Source organism: Corallococcus sp. CA054B (genome assembly GCF_003611625.1).
Classification (GTDB): Bacteria; Myxococcota; Myxococcia; order Myxococcales; family Myxococcaceae; genus Corallococcus; species Corallococcus coralloides.
Window position 1 is genome coordinate 29,941 of sequence record NZ_RAVY01000050.1, and the last position, 20,519, is coordinate 50,459.

Genomic DNA, 20,519 nt, shown 5'->3' on the forward strand with positions numbered 1-20,519 from the left:
TGAAGTGATGGGCGTGAGTGGGGTCGCGCTCCAGCAGTTGGCGCTGGATGGGCGTGAGCGGCACCTCGCCCACCACCGGTCCCTGTTCCGCGAGGCGGCCACCGCTGACGCGAGCCACGGAGGCCAGGGCCGCCAGCGTCGGGTGTTGGAACAGATCGCGGACGGACAGCTGGATGCCGGCCTGCCGGGCCCTGGCGACGGCCTGGAGGCTGATGATGGAGTCGCCGCCCAGCTCGAAGAAGTTGTCATCGAGCCCCACGCGTTCGACGCGCAGCACCTGGGCCAGGACCTCTGAAAGCGTCCGCTCCGTTGCCGTGCGGGGCGCGGCGTACTCCCGCGTCGCGGCGCGCTGGACCTCCGGCGTGGGCAGGGCCTTGCGATCCACCTTGCCGCTGGACGTCAGCGGCAGCGCCGGCAACGGGATGAAGATCGCGGGCACCATGTACTCCGGCAGCCGCCGCGACAAGAGGGTCCGCAGCGAGGCCAGCTCCAGGTCCGCGCCCGAGACGACATAGGCGACCAGGCGCCGCACACCGGGCGCGTCCTCGCGCACCACGGCCACGGCCTCCCGGACGTCCGGATGGGTGAGCAGCGCGGCTTCGATGTCGCCCAACTCGATGCGGAAGCCTCGCAGCTTCACCTGGAAGTCGGCGCGGCCCAGGTACTCCAGCGTGCCGTCCGTGCGCCACCGGGCGATGTCGCCCGTGCGGTACAGGCGCGCACCGGGCGTGTCGCTGAAGGCGTCGGGGATGAAGCGCTCGGCGGTGAGGGCAGGGCGGCGCCAGTAGCCCCGGCCCACCTGCACGCCACCGATGAACAGCTCGCCCGGGATGCCTACGGGCACCGGTTGGCCGTGGGCATCCAGCACGTGCATGCGCGTGTTGGCCACGGGCCTGCCGATGGGCACGACTCGCAGGGGTTCGTCGCGCGGGCACTCCCAGGACGTCACGTCCACGGCGGCCTCGGTGGGGCCGTAGAGGTTGTGCAGCGTGGTGTGCGGCAGGCGCGCCTGGGCACGGAGCACCAGGTCCGCGGGCAGGGCTTCGCCGCTGCACATCAGCTGGCGCAGGCGCGGCAGGGGCTCCAGGCCGGGCTCCTCCACGAAGGCGCGCAGCATGGACGGCACGAAGTGCGTGGTCGTCACGCCCTCGCGCGCCATGAGTGCGACCAGATAGTCCGGCTCCTGATGTCCGCCGGGCCGCGCGAGCACCAGCCTCGCGCCCGTCATCAGGGGCCAGAAGAACTCCCAGACGGACACGTCGAAGCTGAACGGCGTCTTCTGAAGCACCGTGTCCGACGGCGTCAGGCCGTAGCGGCCCTGCATCCAGCGCAGGCGGTTGACGACGCCCGCGTGCGCGTTCATCGCGCCCTTGGGACGGCCCGTGCTGCCCGACGTGAAGATGACGTAGGCGAGCGAGTCCTCACCGGCAAGCGGCGAAGGCCGGACGGTAGGCTCGCGCGCGATGGCCTCCCACTGGGTGTCGAGCGCGATGACATGCGCAGTCCGGGGAGGCAGCGCGGCGCGGAAGCGCTCCTGCACGAGGAGCACGGGCGCGGCGGTGTCCTCCAACATCCCGGCGAGCCGTTCCGCGGGCGTGGCCGGATCCAACGGGACGTAAGCCGCGCCGGACTTCAGGACGCCCAGCAGGGCGACCACCATCTCCAGCGAGCGCTCCATGCAGACGCCCACCAGGGTCTCCGGACCCGCGCCGTGCGCACGCAGGTCATGCGCGAGCTGGTTGGCCCGGGCTTCGAGCTGCGCGTACGTGAGGCGCTGGTCCTCGAACTGGATCGCGAAGGCGTCCGGCGTGCGGTCGGCCTGGGACTCGAAGAGGTGCTGGAGCGTGGCACCAGCGGGGAAGTCCACGTGCGTGTCGTTCCATCCTCGCAGCACCTGCTCACGCGCGGACGGAGTGAGCAGCGACAGCTTCGCGAGCGGGGCTTCCGGCGCCGCGATGATCTCCCTCGCGAGCACCACCAGGTGCTCCGCCATGCGCTCGACGGTGGCCGCGTCGAAGAGGGCGGTGGCGTACTCCAGATGGCAGGCGATGCCCGTGCGGCTCTCCAGCACCTCCAGGGACAGGTCGAACTTGGCCGTGTCGGTGGGGACCTCCACCTGACTCAGCGCCAGCGACGGCAGCTGGCCCTTTGCCTCCGGCGTGTTGATCACGTTGAGGACGGCCTGGAAGACCGGCGTGCGGCTCAGGTCACGGGGGAGCTCGAGTGTCTCCAGGACCCGCTCGAACGGAGCATCCTGGCGCGCGTAGGCCTCCAGGGCCTGGGTGCGCACGCGGCCCAGCAGCTCCACGAAGGACGGCTGGCCGGACAGCTTCGAACGGAAGGGCAGGGTGTTGATGAAGCAGCCCAGCAGCCATTCGACCTCCGGGCGCGTGCGGCCCGCGATGGGCGTGCCGACCACGAAGTCGTCCTGCCCCGAGTAGCGCGACAGCAGCGTCTGGAAGAGCGCCATCATCACCATGAACGACGTGGCGCCGTTGCGGCGGCCCAGCGCCAGCAGCGGCGCGGACACCTCGGCGGGGAACGCGAAGCGGTACCGCGCGCCCTCGAAGGACTGGAGGGCGGGACGCGGCCGGTCCGTGGGCAGCTCCAGCACGGGCGCCCCGGTCAGCTGCTGCTTCCACCAGCCGAGCTGCGCCTCCATCACGCCGCCGTCCAGCCAGGCGCGCTGCCACACGGCGTAGTCCGCGTACTGCACCGGCAGCTCCGTCAGGGGCGACAGCTGGCCCGAGTGGAACGCGGCGTAGTTCGCCGTCAGCTCGTGCGCGACGACCATGTTGCACCACGCGTCGGACACGGCGTGGTGGAAGACGATCGCCAGCACGTGCACCTGAGGCTCCAGGCGCAGCAGCGTCGCGCGCAGCACGGACTGCTCCAGGTCGAAGGGCAACAGCGCGTAGGCCCTGCAGAAGCGCTGCATCTCCGCTTCGCGGGCCTCCGGCGTGTCGCCCTCCACGTCGCGGCGCGGGAGCGGCAGGCCGCGCGGCGGGTGGATGACCTGCACCGCGCGGTCGCCCTCCAGCGCGTACGTGGTGCGCAGCACTTCATGCCGCGCCACCAGCGCATCCAGCGCGGCCTGGAGCGCGTCCACGTCCAGCTCCCCGACGAGGCGGAAGAGCGACGGGTTGTTGTACGCGCCGCTGCCGGGCTCCAGCTGCTGGAGGTACCAGAGGCGCTGCTGCGCGAAGGACAGGGGCAGCGGCCGGTCGCGGCCCACGCGCGGAATGGGCGGCGGGCCCTCGTTCACGACCGGAGCGGCGGGGCGCGCGGCGACGGGCGCCACGGCGGGACGCGGCGCTTCCACGGCGGCGGGACGCGCCACGGGCGGAGGGGGGAGGCGGGACGGTGACGCCACGGGCTCCACGCGGCCATCCGCGCGCAACCGGGCATGGCGGCCGGTGCGGTACAGCCGCGCCGCGGCCTCTCGGGGGTGCGGCACCAGGCGGCGGTCGTCGTCGCTCGCACGCCACAGCGCGGAGGGGAGCCCCGCGCCCGCGAGGGCCAGCTCACCCACCACACCCGCGGGCACGGGCTGACCGGCCGCGTCCAGCACCCAGGCCTGGAGGTTCGCGGGGATGCGTTCTCCCAGTGTGCGCGGCAGCAGCGCGCCTTCCTGGGCGTCACCGGACAGCCACACCTCCACGCCCGCGGCCCGGTGCAGCGCCGCGCCCAGCTCCACCGACGCGCCTTCCAACACCAGCGCGCCCACGCGGGACAGCGACTCACGCGCTCCGGGCAGCTCGCTTAGCGAACGCGCCAGCCGCGCCGACGTGTGCAGCAGCACCGCGCCGGACTGGCGTGCCAGCTCCAGCAGGCCCTCCACGCCCGCCTCGGCCTCCACCAGCACCTGCTCCTGGCGGGCGGTGGCCTCCGCGTCCATGCGCTCGCGCACCACGGCCAGCCGGCGCAGGCCCTCCAGCACCACCGGCGTATCCAGGCCGAAGTCGATGAGCGCCGCCACCTCGTCCACGTCCGCCGCGCGCACGTCGCGCAGCCGCTTCACCGCGCCGTCCACCGTGCCCACGAGGCCCGTCGTCTTGGCGTGGTTCTCGAAGGTGTGCTCCAGCAGCGCGTCGATGTCCTCCGGGGACAGCTTCTGGATGTCGCCCTGGTAGCCCTGGGTGAGCAGCAGCGACGTGAGGATGTCCACCGAGCTGCGGAAGTACGCGAGCAGCGGCTTGCGCACGAGGCGCAGCACTTCCTGGTCCTCGTCGCCCAGGTACGTGTGCAGCATGCAGGTGATATGGCCCCGGCCGGGGTGGCCGTTGCGGCGCCACGCCTCGCGGTACAGGGCCACCTTCGGCTTCAGCTCCTCCAGCGAGTGCGACAGCAGGCCCGTGAGCACGCCCGCGCCCAGCTCACCCGCCATGCGGAAGGTCTCCGGGTTGGACGTGGCGGTGAGCCACACCGGCAGCTCCTTCTGCACGGGCTTCGGGCGCAGCGCTCCTTCCACCATGGTGCCCGCGCCGCCGGGGCGCTTGAAGCGCTCGCCGCGCCACAGGGCGCGCAGCGTGGCCAGCTTCTCCAGGAGGATGTCGCGGCGCTTCTCGAAGTTCGCCGGTGCGAAGGTGAAGTCCTGCGTGTGCCAGCCCGTGGCCACGGACAGACCCACTCGGCCTTGCGAGACGTTGTCCACCACGGACCACTGCTCCGCGATGATGAGCGGATCATGCAGCGGCAGCACCACGCTGCCGGAGCGCACGTGCAGGTGCTTCGTGACAGCCGCGACCGCGGCGGAGATCACCGCGGGCTGCGGGTACAGGCCGCCGAACGAATGGAAGTGCCGCTCAGGCGTCCACACCGCGGAGAACCCGTTCGCGTCCGCGAACTTCGCGCCCTCCATCAACAGCTCGTACTTGGGCCCCTGGAGCGAGTCCTCATCGTTGGCGAAGTAGATGAGGCTCAGGTCCATCGCCTTCGCGCGAGGCCCGCCGCCGCCCAGGCTCACCAGACGCGCGGTGATGCGCTCCGGCGGGTACACCACGCGCAGTCCTCGCGTGAGCGCCCACAGGGCCTCCAGCTCCGGACGGTCCGCGGAGGCCTCGCTCGCGGACAGCCATGCGCCGCCATCCGGCGGGGACAGCCGCGCGTCCAGGCCGGTGAAGAACTCCGACAGCTCGCGGTGGCCCAGCGCCCAGGCAGGCTGACCGGAGCCCGTGGGCAGCAGCCACGCCAGCGCGTGCGCGTCCACGCCTGCACGGAGGGGAGCACCCGACGCGTCCACGTCCTCCACGTACACGACGCGCGAAGCCTCCACGCGCACGGACGCCACCAGCGCGCGCGTGGTGACCAGCACCGGCACGCGGGCGCCTTCCGGCGCGTAGACGGGCAACTGCGTCAGGTCCGCCGGGCCCAGCGCGATGCCCGCGCCACCGGCGGCCAGCACGCCCCACAGCGCGGCCAGCTTCTCCGGCGACGAGCGCAGGCACACGGCCACCGGAGTCCCGGCCGTCACGCCCAGGGACTTCAGCCTCGCGGCCAGGGCATCCGCCCGGGCGCCCAGCTCGGCCCAGGTCCAGTGCGCATCCCCGCGCGAGACGGCGATGGCGTCCGCGTGGCGTGCACGCCGCTCCGCCAGCAGGGCCGGCACGGAGGTGAAGCCCGGCGAGGCATGGGGCGCGGGCCAGGCGCGGCGCTCGGCCTCCGTGATCAGCGGCAGCTGGGAGACAGGCGTCTCAGGCCGGGCGAGCGCAGCGCCGAGCAACACCTGGAAGTGCTCCATCAGCCGCTCCACGGTGGCGGCGTCGAACAGCTCCGTCGCGTACTCCAGGACGCCGTGGACTCGGCCGGGGGCTTCGGAGAGCAGGAGCGTGAGGTCCGCCAGCGTGGCGCCCCACTGCACGGGCGTGCCCGGCACCTCCACCAGCGAACCACGCAGGCCCGTCAGGTTCAGCGTCCCCGCGCCCGCGGCCGCACCCGTGTGGTAGACGAACACGGAGTCCGTCAGTCGGCCGCGGCCGATGTCATGGCCCGGGATGAGCGCTTCCACCAGGTACTCGAAGGGCACGTCCGGACGCGTCTGCGCGTCGGCGACCTCGTCACGCACCTGGGCCAGCAGCTCGCGGAACGTGAGGCCTTCGGTGAAGCGCGTCCGGAACGCCGCCGAGTGCGCCACGTAGCCGATGAGCGGCAGCAGCTCCGGCCGCGTGCGGTTCGCGATGGGCGTTCCAACGACGACGTCCGTCTGGCCGCTGTAGCGGTGCAGCAGCGTCTGCCACGCGGCGAGCACCGTCATGTAGCCGGTGAAGCCCTCGCGGCGCGCGAAGGCCACCAGCTCGTGGGCGAGCGTGGGCGGGAACTCGACCGTCATGCGCTCGGAGGTGAGCGGGCTTGCGGTGGGGCGCGGGCGGTCGGTGGGCAGGTCCAGCTTGCGCGGCATGCCGGCCAGCCGCTGCCGCCAGCCCTGGTCCTGTTCGGGCAGGTGGCCGCCCGCGATGCTGTTGCGCTGCCACGCGCCGAAGTCCGCGTACTGCACGGGCAGCGGGGGCAGGGGGGACGGACGCCCCTGGAGGAAGGCGTCGTAGAGCTGGCCCAGCTCATGGACGAACAGCGTGATGGACAGCGTGTCGCTGACGATGTGGTGGATGCCGCACAGGAGCAGGTGCAGCCGCGTGTCCACGCGCACGAGCGTGGTGCGCAACACGGGACCGTGGACCAGGTCGTACGGCTTCGCGGCGTCCTCGCGGGCGAGCCGCAGGGCCTCGGGTTCGCGCGTCTCCAGCGGGCCGCTCAGCTCCACGCGGGTGAGCGGGACGCGCATGTGCGCGTGGAAGCGCTGCACGGGGCGGCCGTCCACGGCGTCGTAGGTCGTGCGCAGCGCTTCGTGGCGCTGGACGATCTCCTGGATGCCGCGCTCCATCACGTCCGCGTTCAGGTCGCCTTCGAGCCGCAGGACGAACGGGATGTTGTACGCGGACTGACCGGGCAGGTGCTGCTCCAGGCGCCAGACGCGCTCCTGCACGAAGGACAGCGGCAGCTCGCCGGTGCGTGCGAGCGGCACCAGCGGGAGTTCCGCGGAGACGACGGCCTGCGGCGCCTGACGCAGCAGGGGCACCAGGCGCTCCGCGATGCCCGCGACGGTGGGGGCTTCGAAGAGGGCCGCGAGCGGCAGGTTCACGCCGAACGCATCGCGCACCTGGTTGAGCAGCTGCGCGGCCGTCAGTGAGTTGCCGCCAATCTCCAGGAAGTCGTCATGGCGGCCCACGAACTCCAGGCCCAGGCGCGCGCGCCACAGCGCGGCCACGCGTTCCTCCACCTCGCCACGCGGGGCATCGTCACGCGCGGGCTGAGCGGGCGCGGAAGGAGCCTCGGGGGATGCTTCGAGGATGGCCGATTCCGCGACCGGCGCCGAACGCGCGATTTCGTTCGCGGTCGAAGCGGGGAGGGCAGCGGCCTCCACGGCCTTCACGGTGACGCGGCCTTGCGCCTTCTGCTCCACCCAGACGGTCTTCTCCTGGAAGACGTACGTGGGCAGGTGCAGCCGCAGGCGCTGCTCGTGCGCGTAGAACGCGCTCCAGTCCACGGGGACGCCCGCGGTCCACAGCTCGCCCACGGTCTGGAGCCAACCCATCTGATCCGTCGTCTTCCCGCCCGACCGCAGCGACGGCAGGCCTCGGACGCGAGGCGCGCCGCTCTCCACCCCCATCAGGTTCGCGCGCACCAGCGGCGTCACGTCCTGACCGGGGCCCACCTCCAACAGCACCGCGCAGCCTTCCTCCTGCAGCGTCTCCACCGCGCGGGTGAAGTGCACGGGCTTGCGCATCTGCTCGGTCCAGTAGCGCGGGTCCGCCAGCTGCCCGGGCTGCGCCACCGTCCCCGTGAGGCTGGACACGTAGCGCACCGCCGGCTCTGACCGGCGCAGCGTGCCCACCACGCGCGCCAACTCCGGCATCAACGGCTCCACGTCCACCGAGTGGAACGCGTGCGGCGCGGGCATGCGCACCGCTCCGGCCTTCTGGGCCTTCAGCTGGGCCTCCAGCCGCTCCACTTCCTCCACCGGGCCGGACACCACGCAGCGGTCCGGCGTGTTCATCGCCGCCAGCTCCAGCCGGCCCGACAGCAGCGGCTGGACCCGAGCCACGGGCAGCGCCACCGCGAGCATCGCGCCCGGCGGCATGCGGTGCATCAGCTCACCGCGCGCCACCGTGAGGCGCATCGCGTCCTCCAGGGACAGCACGCCCGCGACACACGCCGCCGCGTACTCACCGAAGCTGTGCCCCAGCACCGCGTACGGCGTCACGCCCAGGTCCTGCCACAGCCGCGCCAGCGACACCTGCACGCTGAACAACGCAGGCAGCGCCACGCGCGTGTCCGCCAAAGCCGCCGTGGCCTCCGCCTCCGAACCGGCCTCGGGCGACAGCAGCCGCGACACGCGCTCCCGCAGCGGCGCCTCCAACAACGCGAGGCACTCGTCCAGGTGCGCGCGGAGCCGGGGCGACGCCTCCGCCAGCTCGCGTCCCATCGCGACCCGCTGCGCTCCCTGGCCGGAGAACACGAACGCCACCCGGGGCGCGCGCTTCTCGGTCTTCACCGCGGCCACTGGCTTGCGCAGCTGCCACACCAGGTCCGCCGCGTCCTTCACCACCAGCGCGTGGCGGTACTCGAACGCCTTGCGGCCTACGGCGTGCGTGAACGCCAGGTCCGCCAGCGCCTGCGCATCCACGTCCTCCGCCATGTGCGCATCGAGCTGCCGCGCCGCCGCCTGCAACGCCTCCGGCGAACGCGCGGACAGCAGGACGAGCTGATGGGACCGCGAGGTGGCACCACTCCGCCGCAGGGGGGCCTCCTCGAGGACCGCGTGCGCGTTGGTACCGCCAATGCCGAAGGAGCTGACCGCGGCGAAGCGGGGCGTCTCACCCCGAGGCCACGGCCTCAGGGTGGTGTTGACGAAGAACGGCCCCGCGTCGAAGTCGATCTGCGGGTTGGGCTTCTCGAAGTGGAGGCTGGGGGGAATCTCTCCATGGTGCAGCGACAGCGCGGCCTTCATCAGGCCCGCCAGGCCCGCGACCGTGTCCAGGTGGCCCACGTTCGTCTTCAGCGACGCCAGCGCGATGCTTCCCCGGTGCTCCGCGCCCAGGCCGTACGCGCGCGTGAGGGCCGCCACTTCAATCGGGTCGCCCAGCGGCGTCGCGGTGCCGTGGGTCTCCACGTAGCCCACGGCCTCCGGTGCCACGCCCGCGTTGGCCAGGGCCTGGGACACCACCGCCGCCTGTCCCTGCACGCTGGGCGCGGTGAAGCCGGACTTGTTCCGGCCGTCGTTGTTCAGCGCCGAGCCCCGGATGACGGCGTAGATGGCGTCCCCATCCCGCACCGCGTCCTCAAGGCGCTTGAGCACCACCGAGCCCACGCCGTTGCCGGACAGCGTGCCCCCCGCCTTCGCGTCGAACGCGCGGCAGTGGCCGTCCGGGGAGAAGATGAGCCCCTCCTCGTGCACGTAGCCCGTGCGCTGCGGCAGCGACAGCCGCATCGCGCCCGCGAGCGCCACGTCGGACTGGCCCGTCCGCAGGCTCTGGCTGGCCAGGTGCACGGCCACCAGACCCGTGGAGCACGCGGTGTAGAGCAGCACGCTTTCGCCCGTGAGCCCCAGCTTGAAGGACGCCTTCGTCGCCAGGCTCTCGTGCGTGGCGGTGCCGTGCAGCTCCATGTACGACGCCGCGTCCAGCGGCATCGCCTGCCGGACCGCGTCCGTGTACCCGGAGCCCGTGGCGCCCGCGTACAGCGAGATGGCGCCGGGGAAGCGCTCCGGGTCGATGCCCGCGTCCTCCAGCGCGGCCCACGCTGTCTGGAGGAAGAGCCGCTGCTGCGGATCCGTGAACTGCGCCTCACGCAGCGACATGTCGAAGAACGCGTGGTCGAACCGGTCCGCGCCGTCGATGACGCCCGCGGCCGGGACGAAGGCCGGCTGGTGCCAAAGCTCCAGCCCCTCCGGCAGGAGGGACAGGTGCTCCAGCTCCTCCGGTGAGAAGCGCGTGATGGACTCCACGCCTCCGCGCAGGTTGCGCCAGAACTCCGCCACCGTCATCGCGCCGGGGAAGCGGCCCGCCATGCCGATGATGGCGATGGAGCCGGACGCGCCGGCCTTCGGTGCCTCGCGCGGACGGTGACCGGGCGCTTGAGACACGGGCGTCGGTGCGGTGCCCGGCCCCTGCGACTCACGCTCCAGCCGCTGGACGAACCCTTCGAGCGTGGGGTGCTCGAACAGCCACACCACGGGCACCTCGCGCTGGAGCTCCTCGCGCAGGCGCGCGGCCAGCCGCACCACGGTCAGCGACGTGGCGCCCAGGTCCTCGAAGAAGTGGTCCTGCGCGCTCACGCGGTCCGTGCCCAGCTCGCGAGCGAAGACGGGCGCCAGGCGCTGCTCCAGCGGGTGCGTGGGCTCCACGAAGCGGCCCTGACGTCCGGTGGACGCGGCGTCCGGCGCGGGCAGCGCCTTGCGGTCCACCTTGCCGCTGGGGTTCAGGGGCAGGGTGTCCAGCATCACGAACACCGACGGCACCATGTACTCCGGCAGCCGCTGCCGCAGCGCCGCGCGCAGCGCCGAGGCCTCCAGCACGTGCCCCGGTCCAGGCATCGCGTAGGCCACGAGCCGCTTGTCCCCGGGCACGTCCTCGCGCACCACCACCGCGGCGTCCTGCACCGCGGTCAGGTCGCGCAGGGCGGCCTCCACCTCCGCCAACTCGATGCGGAAGCCACGCACCTTCACCTGCGTGTCGATGCGGCCCAGGAACTCCAGCGTGCCGTCCGCGCGCCAGCGGCCCATGTCTCCCGTGCGGTACAGCCGCGCGCCCGGCGTCGTGCCGTAGGCATCCGGGACGAAGCGCTCCGCCGTGAGGTCCGGCCGCGACACGTAGCCCCGGCCCACGCCGTCACCGCCGAGGAACAGCTCGCCCGGCACGCCCACGGGCACCGGGTTCAGCTTCGCGTCCAGCACGTACACGGACGTGTTGGCGAGCGGCGCGCCGATGGACACCGACGTACCCACCTGGTCCGGCCGCTCCACCGTGAAGGCGGTGGCGACAATGGAGCATTCAGAGGGGCCGTAGCCGTTGGTGAAGGGGATGCCCAGCGACTCCACCGCGCGGCGCACGTGCGGCGCGGAGACGATGTCGCCGCCCGTGTGCAGTTCGCGCAGCCGCCCGAGGATGTCCGGCCGGTGCTCCATCAACTGCGAGAAGAGACCGGAGGGCTGGTGGATGAAGGTGACGCCGTGGCGCTCCACCACTCGGGCCAGCGTGTCCATGTCACCCGCGGGCACGTGGCCCGGGAAGATGACGAGCCGGCTGCCATGCACCAGCGGCATCCACAGCTCCAACACGGAGCCGTCGAAGGACACGGGCGCGAAGAGCAGCACCGTGTCGCGCGCCCCGTAGTGCAGGTATGGCGCCGCATGCAGCACTCGCAGCAGGCCGCGATGCTCGACGCCCACGCCCTTGGGGCGGCCGCCGCTGCCAGAGGTGAAGATGACGTAGGCCAGGTTGCGCGGCCCCACACCGGTCTCCGGCGCGGTGACGGGCTCGCCGGCCAGTGACAGCTCCTCCAGGAACAGGCACGGCAGGGACGCGTCGGGCAGGTGCAGCCGGCCGCGCAGCTCGCGCGTAGTGACGAGCAGGTGCGGCCGCGCATCCTCCAGCATGAAGCTCAGCCGCTGCGCGGGATACGACGCGTCCAGCGGCACGTACGCGCCGCCAGCCTTGACGATGCCGAGCACCGTGACGACGAAGCCCACGGAGCGCTCCAGGCACAGCGCCACCCGCACGTCCGGCCCCACGCCCCGGGCCCGCAGGACATGCGCGAGCTGGTTGGCCCGCGCATCCAGCTGCGCGTACGTCAGCCGTTCATCCCCGTCCTCCACCGCGATGGCGTCCGGACGCAGCGAGGCCTGCCGCGCGAAGCGCTCCGCGAGCGTGCTATCGGAGGGATAGGGAAGGGCGGTGTCGTTCCACGCGACGAGCACCTGCTGGCGCTCCTCCGGCGTGAGCCACGGCAGCCGTGAGAGGGGCACGTCCGGCCCGGCGACAGCAGCCTCCAGCATCACGAGCAGGTGGCCGGCGATCCGGGCCACGGTGTCGCGTTCGAAGAGGTCGGTGCTGTACTCGATGGAGCCGCGCAGTCCGTCCGGCGTCTCCGTGAGCAGCAGGCTCAGGTCGAAGTGCGCCGTGCCCGCGTCCACCTCCAGCGGCTCCATCCTCAGCCCCGGCGCATCGAACGCCTCGGCCGGAGCGTTCTGGAGCGCGAAGACCGCCTGCACCAGCGGCGTGCGGCCCAGGTCGCGCGGCACCTGGAGCTCCTCCACCAGCTTCTCGAACGGAAGGTCCTGGTGCTCATAGGCCGCGAGCGTCGTGTCCCGCACCTGTCCCAGCAGCGTGCGGAAGGACGCCTCCGGATGGATGCGCGCGCGCAGCACCAGCGTGTTGACGAAGAAGCCGACCAGCCCCTCCACGTCGCCATGGGTGCGGCCCGCGATGGGAGCGCCGACGAGCAGGTCCTCCTGCCGGCTGTAGCGGGACAGCAGCACCTGCCACACGGTCAGCAGGGCCATGAACGGCGTGGCGCCCTCGCGCCGGGCGAGCCCCGCCAACCGGTCCGCCAGGTCGCGAGGCACGTGCACGGGCATCAGCGCGCCGTGCGGGGAGCGCGTCGTGGGCCGAGGCTTGTCGGTGGGCAGCTCCAGGACCCGGGGCGCACCGGCGAGCTGCTCCTTCCACCACGCCACTTCGTCCGCGAGCACTTCGCCCTGGAGCCAGCCGCGCTGCCAGGCCGCGAAGTCTGCGTACTGCACGGGCAGCTCCGGCAGCACCGGGGCCTTGCCGGAAGCGAAGGCCGCGTAGGCCGTGGCCACCTCGCGCACCATCACGCCCAGGGACCAGCCGTCGGAGACGACGTGGTGCATGCCCAGGAGCAGCACGTGCTGCGTGGACGTCAGCCGCAGCAGGCGCGTACGCAGCAGCGGCCCCGTGCCCAGGTCGAAGGGCCGGCCTGCCTCCTCGCGTGCCAGTCGCTGGACCGCGGATTCAGGGTCCGGCAGGTCGCCCAGGTCCGTCACGGGCAGCGCCCAGACCGGCGTGGGGTGGATGTCCTGGACAGGGTCGCGGCCCTTCAGCGCGAGCGTGGTGCGAAGCGCTTCGTGGCGCTCGACGAGGAACTCCAGCGCGCGGCGCAGGGACTCCACGTCCAGTGCGCCTTCCAGTCGCACGGCCCCAAGCAGGACGTAGGGCGTGGCGCCGGGTTGCAGCTGTTCCATCACCCACAGCCGCTGCTGCGCGAAGGACAGGACCTGTCCACCGTCGCGAGGCACCTTGCGGATCGCGGGCACGCGCGGAAGGTCCTTGCGCGAGAGGAGCTGGGCCTCCACCTGCTCGGTGACCTCCGCGACGGTGGCTCCGTCGAAGATGCCCCGCAGGGGCAGCTCCACCTGGAACGTGGAGCGCACGCGGGACAGCAGCCGCGTGGCCAGCAGCGAGTGTCCACCCAGGGCGAAGAAGTCATCGTGCACGCCCACCTTCGGCACCCGCAGCACGTCGCGGAACAGGTCCGCGATCCGCTGCTGGAAGGGCGTCATCCGCTGGGGCTTCGAAGGCGCCACGGCGACCGGATGCACGTCCGGAACAGGCAGGGCCTTGCGGTCCACCTTCCCGTTGGGGGACAGCGGCAGCGCGCCCAGCACCACGAAGGCGGAGGGCACCATGTACTCCGGCAGCTTCGCCTTCAGCGCTTCGCGCAAGGCCTCGGCCGTCACGCCCTGGCCCACCACGTAGGCCACCAGGCGCTGGTCGCCGGGCGCGCCCTCGCGCACCACCACCACGGTGTCGCGCACGCCTTCGCACTGGCGCAGCGCCGACTCCACTTCGCCCAATTCGATGCGGAAGCCGCGCAGCTTCACCTGGAAGTCCAGGCGGCCCAGGTACTCGATGGTGCCGTCGGCGAGGACTCGGGCCCGGTCTCCCGTGCGGTAGAGCCTCGCGCCCGGCGGGCCGTACGGATCCGGGATGAACCGCTCCGCCGTCAGCGCGGGCCGGCCCAGGTACCCCCGGCCCACCTGCACGCCGCCGATGTGGAGCTCTCCCGCGATGCCCACCGGCACCGGCTGCAACGCCGCATCCAGGACGTGGATGCGCGTGTTCGCCACCGGCCTGCCAATGGGCACCGAGCGCCGTCCGTCATGGCGCTCGCAGGTCCAGGCCGTCACTTCCACCGCGGCCTCCGTGGGGCCGTAGAGGTTGTGGAGGAGGACGCCCAGCCGCTCCAGGCAGCGGTCCTTCAGCTCCAGCGGCAGCGCTTCACCGCTGCACACGACGCGGCGAAGCGCCGTGCAGCGCTCCAGCCCCGGCTCCTCCAGGAACACCTGGAGCATGGACGGCACGAAGTGCACCGTCGTGATGCCTTCGCGCGCCATCACGTCCACCAGGTATGCGGCGTCCTGATGCCCGCCTGGCCTCGCGACCACCAGCCGCGCTCCCGTCATCAGCGGCCAGAAGAACTCCCAGACGGAGACATCGAAGCTGAACGGCGTCTTCTGCAACACGACGTCGCGAGGCCCCAACCCGTAGGCGTCCTGCACCCAGAGCAGCCGGTTGCGGATGCCCGCGTGGGTGTTCATCGCGCCCTTCGGACGCCCCGTGCTGCCCGACGTGTAGATGACGTAGGCCAGGTGCTCGGCGCCCACGCCCGACTCCACGGGCTCCGGCGACAGGCTCGCCACCTGGGGCCAGTCCGAATCCAGGCAGAGCACCGGCGTGCTCCCGACCGACAGCAACGGCCGCAGGTGCTGCTGCGTCAGCACCACCGCGACCGCCGAGTCCTCCACCTGGTACGTCCGCCGCTCCGCTGGCGCGGAGGGGTCGATGGGCACGTACGCGCCGCCCGCCTTGAGCACGCCCAGCAGCGCGATCACCAGCTCCAGGGACCGCTCCGCGCAGATGCCCACGCGCACTTCCGGTCCCACGCCGCGCGCCCGCAGCGCACGGGCGAGCTGATTGGCCCGGCCGTCCAGCTCGCGGTACGTCAGCCGCGCGCCCTCGAAGTCCACCGCGATGGCATCTGGAGTCCGCGCCACCTGCGCTTCCACCAGCCCGTGCAGCGTGCCCTCCCGCGGGTAGTCGCGCCCGGTGGCATTCCAAGCCGCCAGCAGCCGCTGCTCCGCGTCTCCCATCAGCGGCAGCAGGTGCACGGGCGTCGCCGCATCGCGGGCCACGGCCTCCAGCAGCACCTGGAAGTGGGTGGCGAAGCGCGCCGCCGCGGCCTCGGAGAAGAGGTCCCGGCTGTATTCGAGCGTTCCCTCCAGGCCGCCGTCGCTCGCGGTGAGCGAGAGATGAAGGTCGAAGCGCGCGGTCTCCGTCGAGGTGTGCAGCCGCTCCACTCGGACACCGGGCAGGACCGGCGTGGACAGCGGCGCGTTCTGCAGCACGAACATCACCTGGAACAGTGAAGTGCGCTCACCGCCGCGCGCCTGGGCCACGGCCTCCACGAGCCGCTCGTAGGGCACGTCCTGGTGCGCGTACGCGGCCAGGGAGGACTCGCGCACGCGGTCCAGGAGCTCGGAGAAGCGGGGCGCCCCGTCCAGGCGGGCGCGCAGGACCAGCGTGTTGAGGAACACGCCGATGAGGGGCTCCAGCTCCGGCCGGGTGCGGTGGGCCACCGGCGTGCCCACCGCGAAGTCATCCTGCCCGGAGTAGCGCGACAGCACGGCCTGGTACCCGGCCATCAGGACCATGAACAGCGTGGCGTCCCGGTCGCGGCCCACCTGCTCCAGCGACCGCACCAGGGACTCGGGCAGCGTGAAGACATGGCTGCCCCCACGCGTCGACCGGGTCCCGGACTGTCCCTGCTCGGAGGGCAGGGTGAGCACGGGCACGTCCTTCAGGGACTCCTTGAGCGCGTCCATCCGGGCGCGGGCCGTCTCGGAGTCCTCCTGCTCGCGCTGCCATGCGGCGAAGTCCGCGGCCTGCACCTCCAGCGCCGGGAGCGGCGACGGACGTCCCGCCGCGAGCGCCGGGTAGAGGCTGCCCACCTCGTGCACGAGCACGCCCAGGGACCAGCCGTCCGTGACGATGTGGTGCATGCACAGCAGCAGCACGTGTTCGTCCGGGGACAGCCGGAGCAGCCTCGTGCGCAGCAACGGACCGGTGGCCAGATCGAACGGCCGGGTCGCGTCCTCCCGCATGCGCTGTTGCAGGATGGCGTCTCGCCCGGCGCCTTCGGGCAGGGACTCCACCGGCAGGGACCAGTCCGACGGCGGCGCGTGGATGCGCTGGAGCGGCTGGCCCTCGTGCTCCTCGAAGGTGGTGCGCAGGGGTTCGTGCCGGCGGACGAGCTCCGCGAACGTGCGGCGCAGCACGTCCACGTCCAGGAAACCGGAGAGCCGCAGGGCCAGGGGGATGTTGTAGAGGGCCTGACCGGGCTCCAGCTGGTTCAGGAACCACATGCGCTGCTGCGCGAACGACAGCGGCAGCGCCTCGTCTCGGGACACCTTGGGGATGGGGGCGGCGGGGTATCGGGACGGAAGCGCTTCGATGCGCTCCGCGAGCCGTGCCACGGTGGGTGCGTCGAAGACCGCTCGCACGGGCAGGTCCACGCCGAACCGGGCGCTCACGCGGGTGACGAGCTGGGTGGCCAGCAGCGAATGCCCACCGAGCGAGAAGAAGTCATCGTGCGCGCCCACGCGCTCCACGTGCAGCACGTCCTGGAACAGCGCGGCCAGCTGCTCCTGGAGCGGCGTCAGCGGGACCGTGTCCTCGGATGCGGCAGGCACCGCGGGGGCGGGCAGGGCGCCGCGGTCCACCTTGCCGTTGGGCGTGAGGGGCAGTGCGTCCAGGCCGACGAAGGCCGAGGGCACCATGTACTCCGGGAGGCGGGAGCGCAGGTGTTCACGCAGGGCGCCGGCATCCACGGTGGCCGGGACGACGTAGGCCACGAGGCGCTGGTCGCGCACGTCGACCACGGCCTCGCGGACCTCGGGGTGCGTGCGGAGCGCGGCTTCGATGTCGCCCGGCTCGATGCGGAAGCCGCGCAGCTTCACCTGGTGATCGATGCGGCCCAGGAACTCCAACGTCCCGTCCGCGCTCCAGCGCACCCGGTCGCCCGTGCGGTACATCCGCGTGCCCGGCGCTTCGAGGAACGCGTCCGGCACGAAGCGCTCGGCCGTCAGGTCCGGCCGGCCCAGGTAGCCGCGCACCACGCCTTCACCGCCGATGAACAGCTCACCGGGGACACCGACCGGCACCGGCCTCAGCCGGTCATCCAGGACGTGCAGCCCCGTGTTCGCCAGCGGCCGTCCCAGCGACACCGTGCCGGCCGTGTCCGTCTCCACGCGATGCATGGACGACCACACCGTCGTCTCGGTGGGACCGTACATGTTGAGCAGGGCAGGGACGTGCTCCCTCAGCTTCGAGGCCAGGCCCGCCGGAAGCGCTTCGCCGCCCACGAGCAGCTGCCGCAGCCCGCCCAGCGCCTGCAACGCCCGGGGTTCCTCCACGAGCGCACGCGCGTACGACGGAGTGCACTGGAAGTGGGTGACGGCGTGGCGCTCCAGCAGGTCCGCGAACGCCGCGGGCTCCAGGCCCGTGGGCGCGAGCACCACCTGGAAGCCGCGCGTCCAGGCCCAGAGCAGCTCCAGCACGGAGATGTCGAAGGAGATGCTCGTCATCGCCAGCCACGTGCCCGGGCACGGCGAGACGTGCGCATCCATCGCGCGGAAGAAGTTCATCACCGTCCGGTGCGGCACGCCTACGCCCTTGGGCCGGCCCGTCGAACCCGACGTGTAGAGGACATAGGCCAGCGTCCGCGCGTCACTCGCGGACCGCACGAAGTCCGCGCCCACCGAAGGGTCCACGTCATCGAGGAAGAGCCGGCGCTCGGCCGGCACCGCGAGCACGTCCTCCAGGCGACGAGGCCCCACGAGGACCTTCGCCCCCGAGTCCTCCCACATCGCCGCGAGCCGCTGCGCCGGGTACGCCGGATCCAACGGCAGGTAGGCCGCCCCCGCCTCCAGGATGCCGAGCATCCCCACCGCCAGCTCCACCGAGCGGTCCACGCACAGCCCCACCACCGAATCCGGCCCCACGCCACGCTGCCGCAGCGTGTGCGCCACGGCCCGGGCCCGAGCGCGCAGCTCCCGGTACGTCAGCCGGCCATCCCCGGCGACGAGCGCCACGGCATCGGGCGTGCGGGCCACCTGCGCCGCGAAGCGCGAGGAGACGGTGGTGTCCGAGGGGAACTCGATGTCGGGGCCGCAAGACAGCGCGAGGAGGTGTTCCGACTCGTCGGCGCTGAGCCACGGCAGCGCATCCACCTGACGCGAGGGGTCCGCGACGGCGGCCTCCAGCAGCACGCGCAGGTGACCCGCGATGCGAGCCACGGTGTCCGCGTCGAAGAGGTCGGTGGCGTACTCCAGCCAGCCCTCGAAGCCCCGCGCGGATTCGGAGAGCGAGAGCGTCAGGTCGAACATCGCCGTGCCGGTGTGCACGTCCAGCAAGCGCGACTGGAGGCCCGGCAGCACGGGGGCGCCCACCTGCGCGCCCTGGAGGATGAACATCACCTGGAAGAGGGGCGTGTGCCCGCGCTCGCGCGGGGGCTGGAGCGCTTCCACCAGCTTCTCGAAGGGCACGTCCTGGTGCGCGTACGCGTCCATGGCCGTCGCGCGCACGCGGCCCAGCAGCTCACGGAAGGTGGGCGCGCCGGACAGCCGCGTGCGCATCACCAGCGTGTTGACGAAGAAGCCCACCAGTCCCTGCAGCTCCGCGCGGTCGCGGCCCGCGATGGCCGTGCCCACGCTGACGTCGTCCTGTCCCGAGCGGCGCGCGAGCACCGCCTGGAAGGCCGCGAGCAGGACCATGAAGGGGGTGGCGCCCTCGTGAACCGCCAGCTTGCGCACCGCTTCGGCGAGCCGCGAGTCGAGCACCACCGGCACGCGGGCGCCCTGCGTTCCACGCTCGGCGGGACGCGGTCGGTCGGTCGCAAGCTCCAGCAGGCGGGGCGCGCCCGCGAGCTGCTGGCGCCAGTAGTCCAGGTGTGAAGCCAGCGCGGCTCCGTCCAGCCACTCCCGCTGCCACTCCGCGTAGTCGGCGTAAGTCACCTTCAGCGCGCGCAGCGGCGATGGGCCGCCTTCGCGCAGCGCCGCGTAGACAGTGGACAGCTCACGCACCAGCACGGCCATGGACGTGCCGTCCGACACGGCGTGGTGCATGACGAGCACCAGCACGTGCGTGCGTGCGTCCAGCGTCAGCAGCGTGGCGCGCACGAGCGGCCCCTGCGTCAGGGCGAACGGGCGGCGGGCCTCTTCGTGGGCCAGGCGGGAGGCTTCGGCCTCGCGGGTGTCGGCGGGCAGGGACTCCAAGGACACGCGAGCCAGCGGCAGGGAGGCGACGCTCGCGATGACCTGTAGAGGCCTTCCGTCCTGTTCCCGGAAGGAGGTCCTCAGCGCGTCATGGCGCGCGGCGAGCACCAGGAGGCTGTTCTCCAGCGCGGCCACGTCCAGCTCGCCTTCCAGCCGCACGGCGGCGGGAAGGTTGTAGGTCACGTCGCCGGGTGCGTACCGGTCCAGGAACCACAGCCGCGCCTGTGCGAAGGACGTCGCCCGGTCGCCCTTCACGTCCCGGCGGCGCAGCGTGCTCGCTGCGGGGGCGGACGCCGCCGTCCGGGCCGAGATCAGCTGCCGTGCAAGAGACGTGATGCTCGGTCCCTGGAGCAACCACTCCATGGGCACCGTCAGGGTCGTCGTGCCGGTACTGATTTCGTGGGCCAGTTCCACCGCGCCCAACGAGTCCAGTCCGTAGCGCGTCACCGGAGCATCGACGTCGATCTCCTCACGGCGCATGCGCACGTGCCGGGCCACGACGTCGCGCAGCCATGCAATCAGCGCTGCTTCGTTCGCATTCGCGGGCAGGCCCTCGGAGACGTGCGCCGCTTCGCGTGCTCCAGCGCCCAGGCTGATGGCTCCGCCCTCATGACTCGCTGCCGGCTCGGACGAAGCCTCGGATGCTTCGAAGCCCGGCGCCGTGTTTGACCCGGGCCTACCGGAGCCCGAGACGTCTGAAACCGAGGCTCCGGAACCGGAGGCCCCAGTCGAAGCCAACGGCCCGGATGCGCCGAAGCCCGACGCGGAGATGGGCCCGACCCCGGCCGCGCCCGAGGCAGCTGAAGCGGTGGCGCCAGAACCAGAGAACCCAGTGCCCGGCATGGATGCGGATGAAGCGGGGAGGGGTGCTTCGGGCGACGAACCCGCGCCACCCGGTGGCTCCGCCTGCCACGCCGTCACCTCCTGCAACGTCCCCGCGAGGAAAGCCGCACGGCACGCGTGCCGCTGCACCTTGCCGCTGGACGTCTTCGGCAGGCTGCCCGGCTCAATGAGCACCACCGCGTGCGCCTGCACCTCGTGCGACTCCGCCAGCCGCTGACGGATGGTGCCCACCGCCGCGTCCGCCGCCGCCAGCTGCTCACGCAGCCCACCCAACCGCCGCACGTCGATTTCCTGCACCACAACCGCGCGCTCCTCGCCCCCCACCTCC

1 protein-coding gene (running past one end of the window) is annotated in these 20,519 nt (G+C 72.5%); it reads right to left on the reverse strand.

Annotated features, from left to right (window positions below; translation table 11 throughout):
* Positions 1-20,519 carry part of the coding region annotated (locus tag D7V80_RS15105) for a non-ribosomal peptide synthase/polyketide synthase (RefSeq protein WP_120588829.1) on the reverse strand (this coding region is incomplete at its 5' end). 14,798 nt of the annotated region lie to the left of the window's left edge, so 20,519 of the 35,317 annotated nt are shown.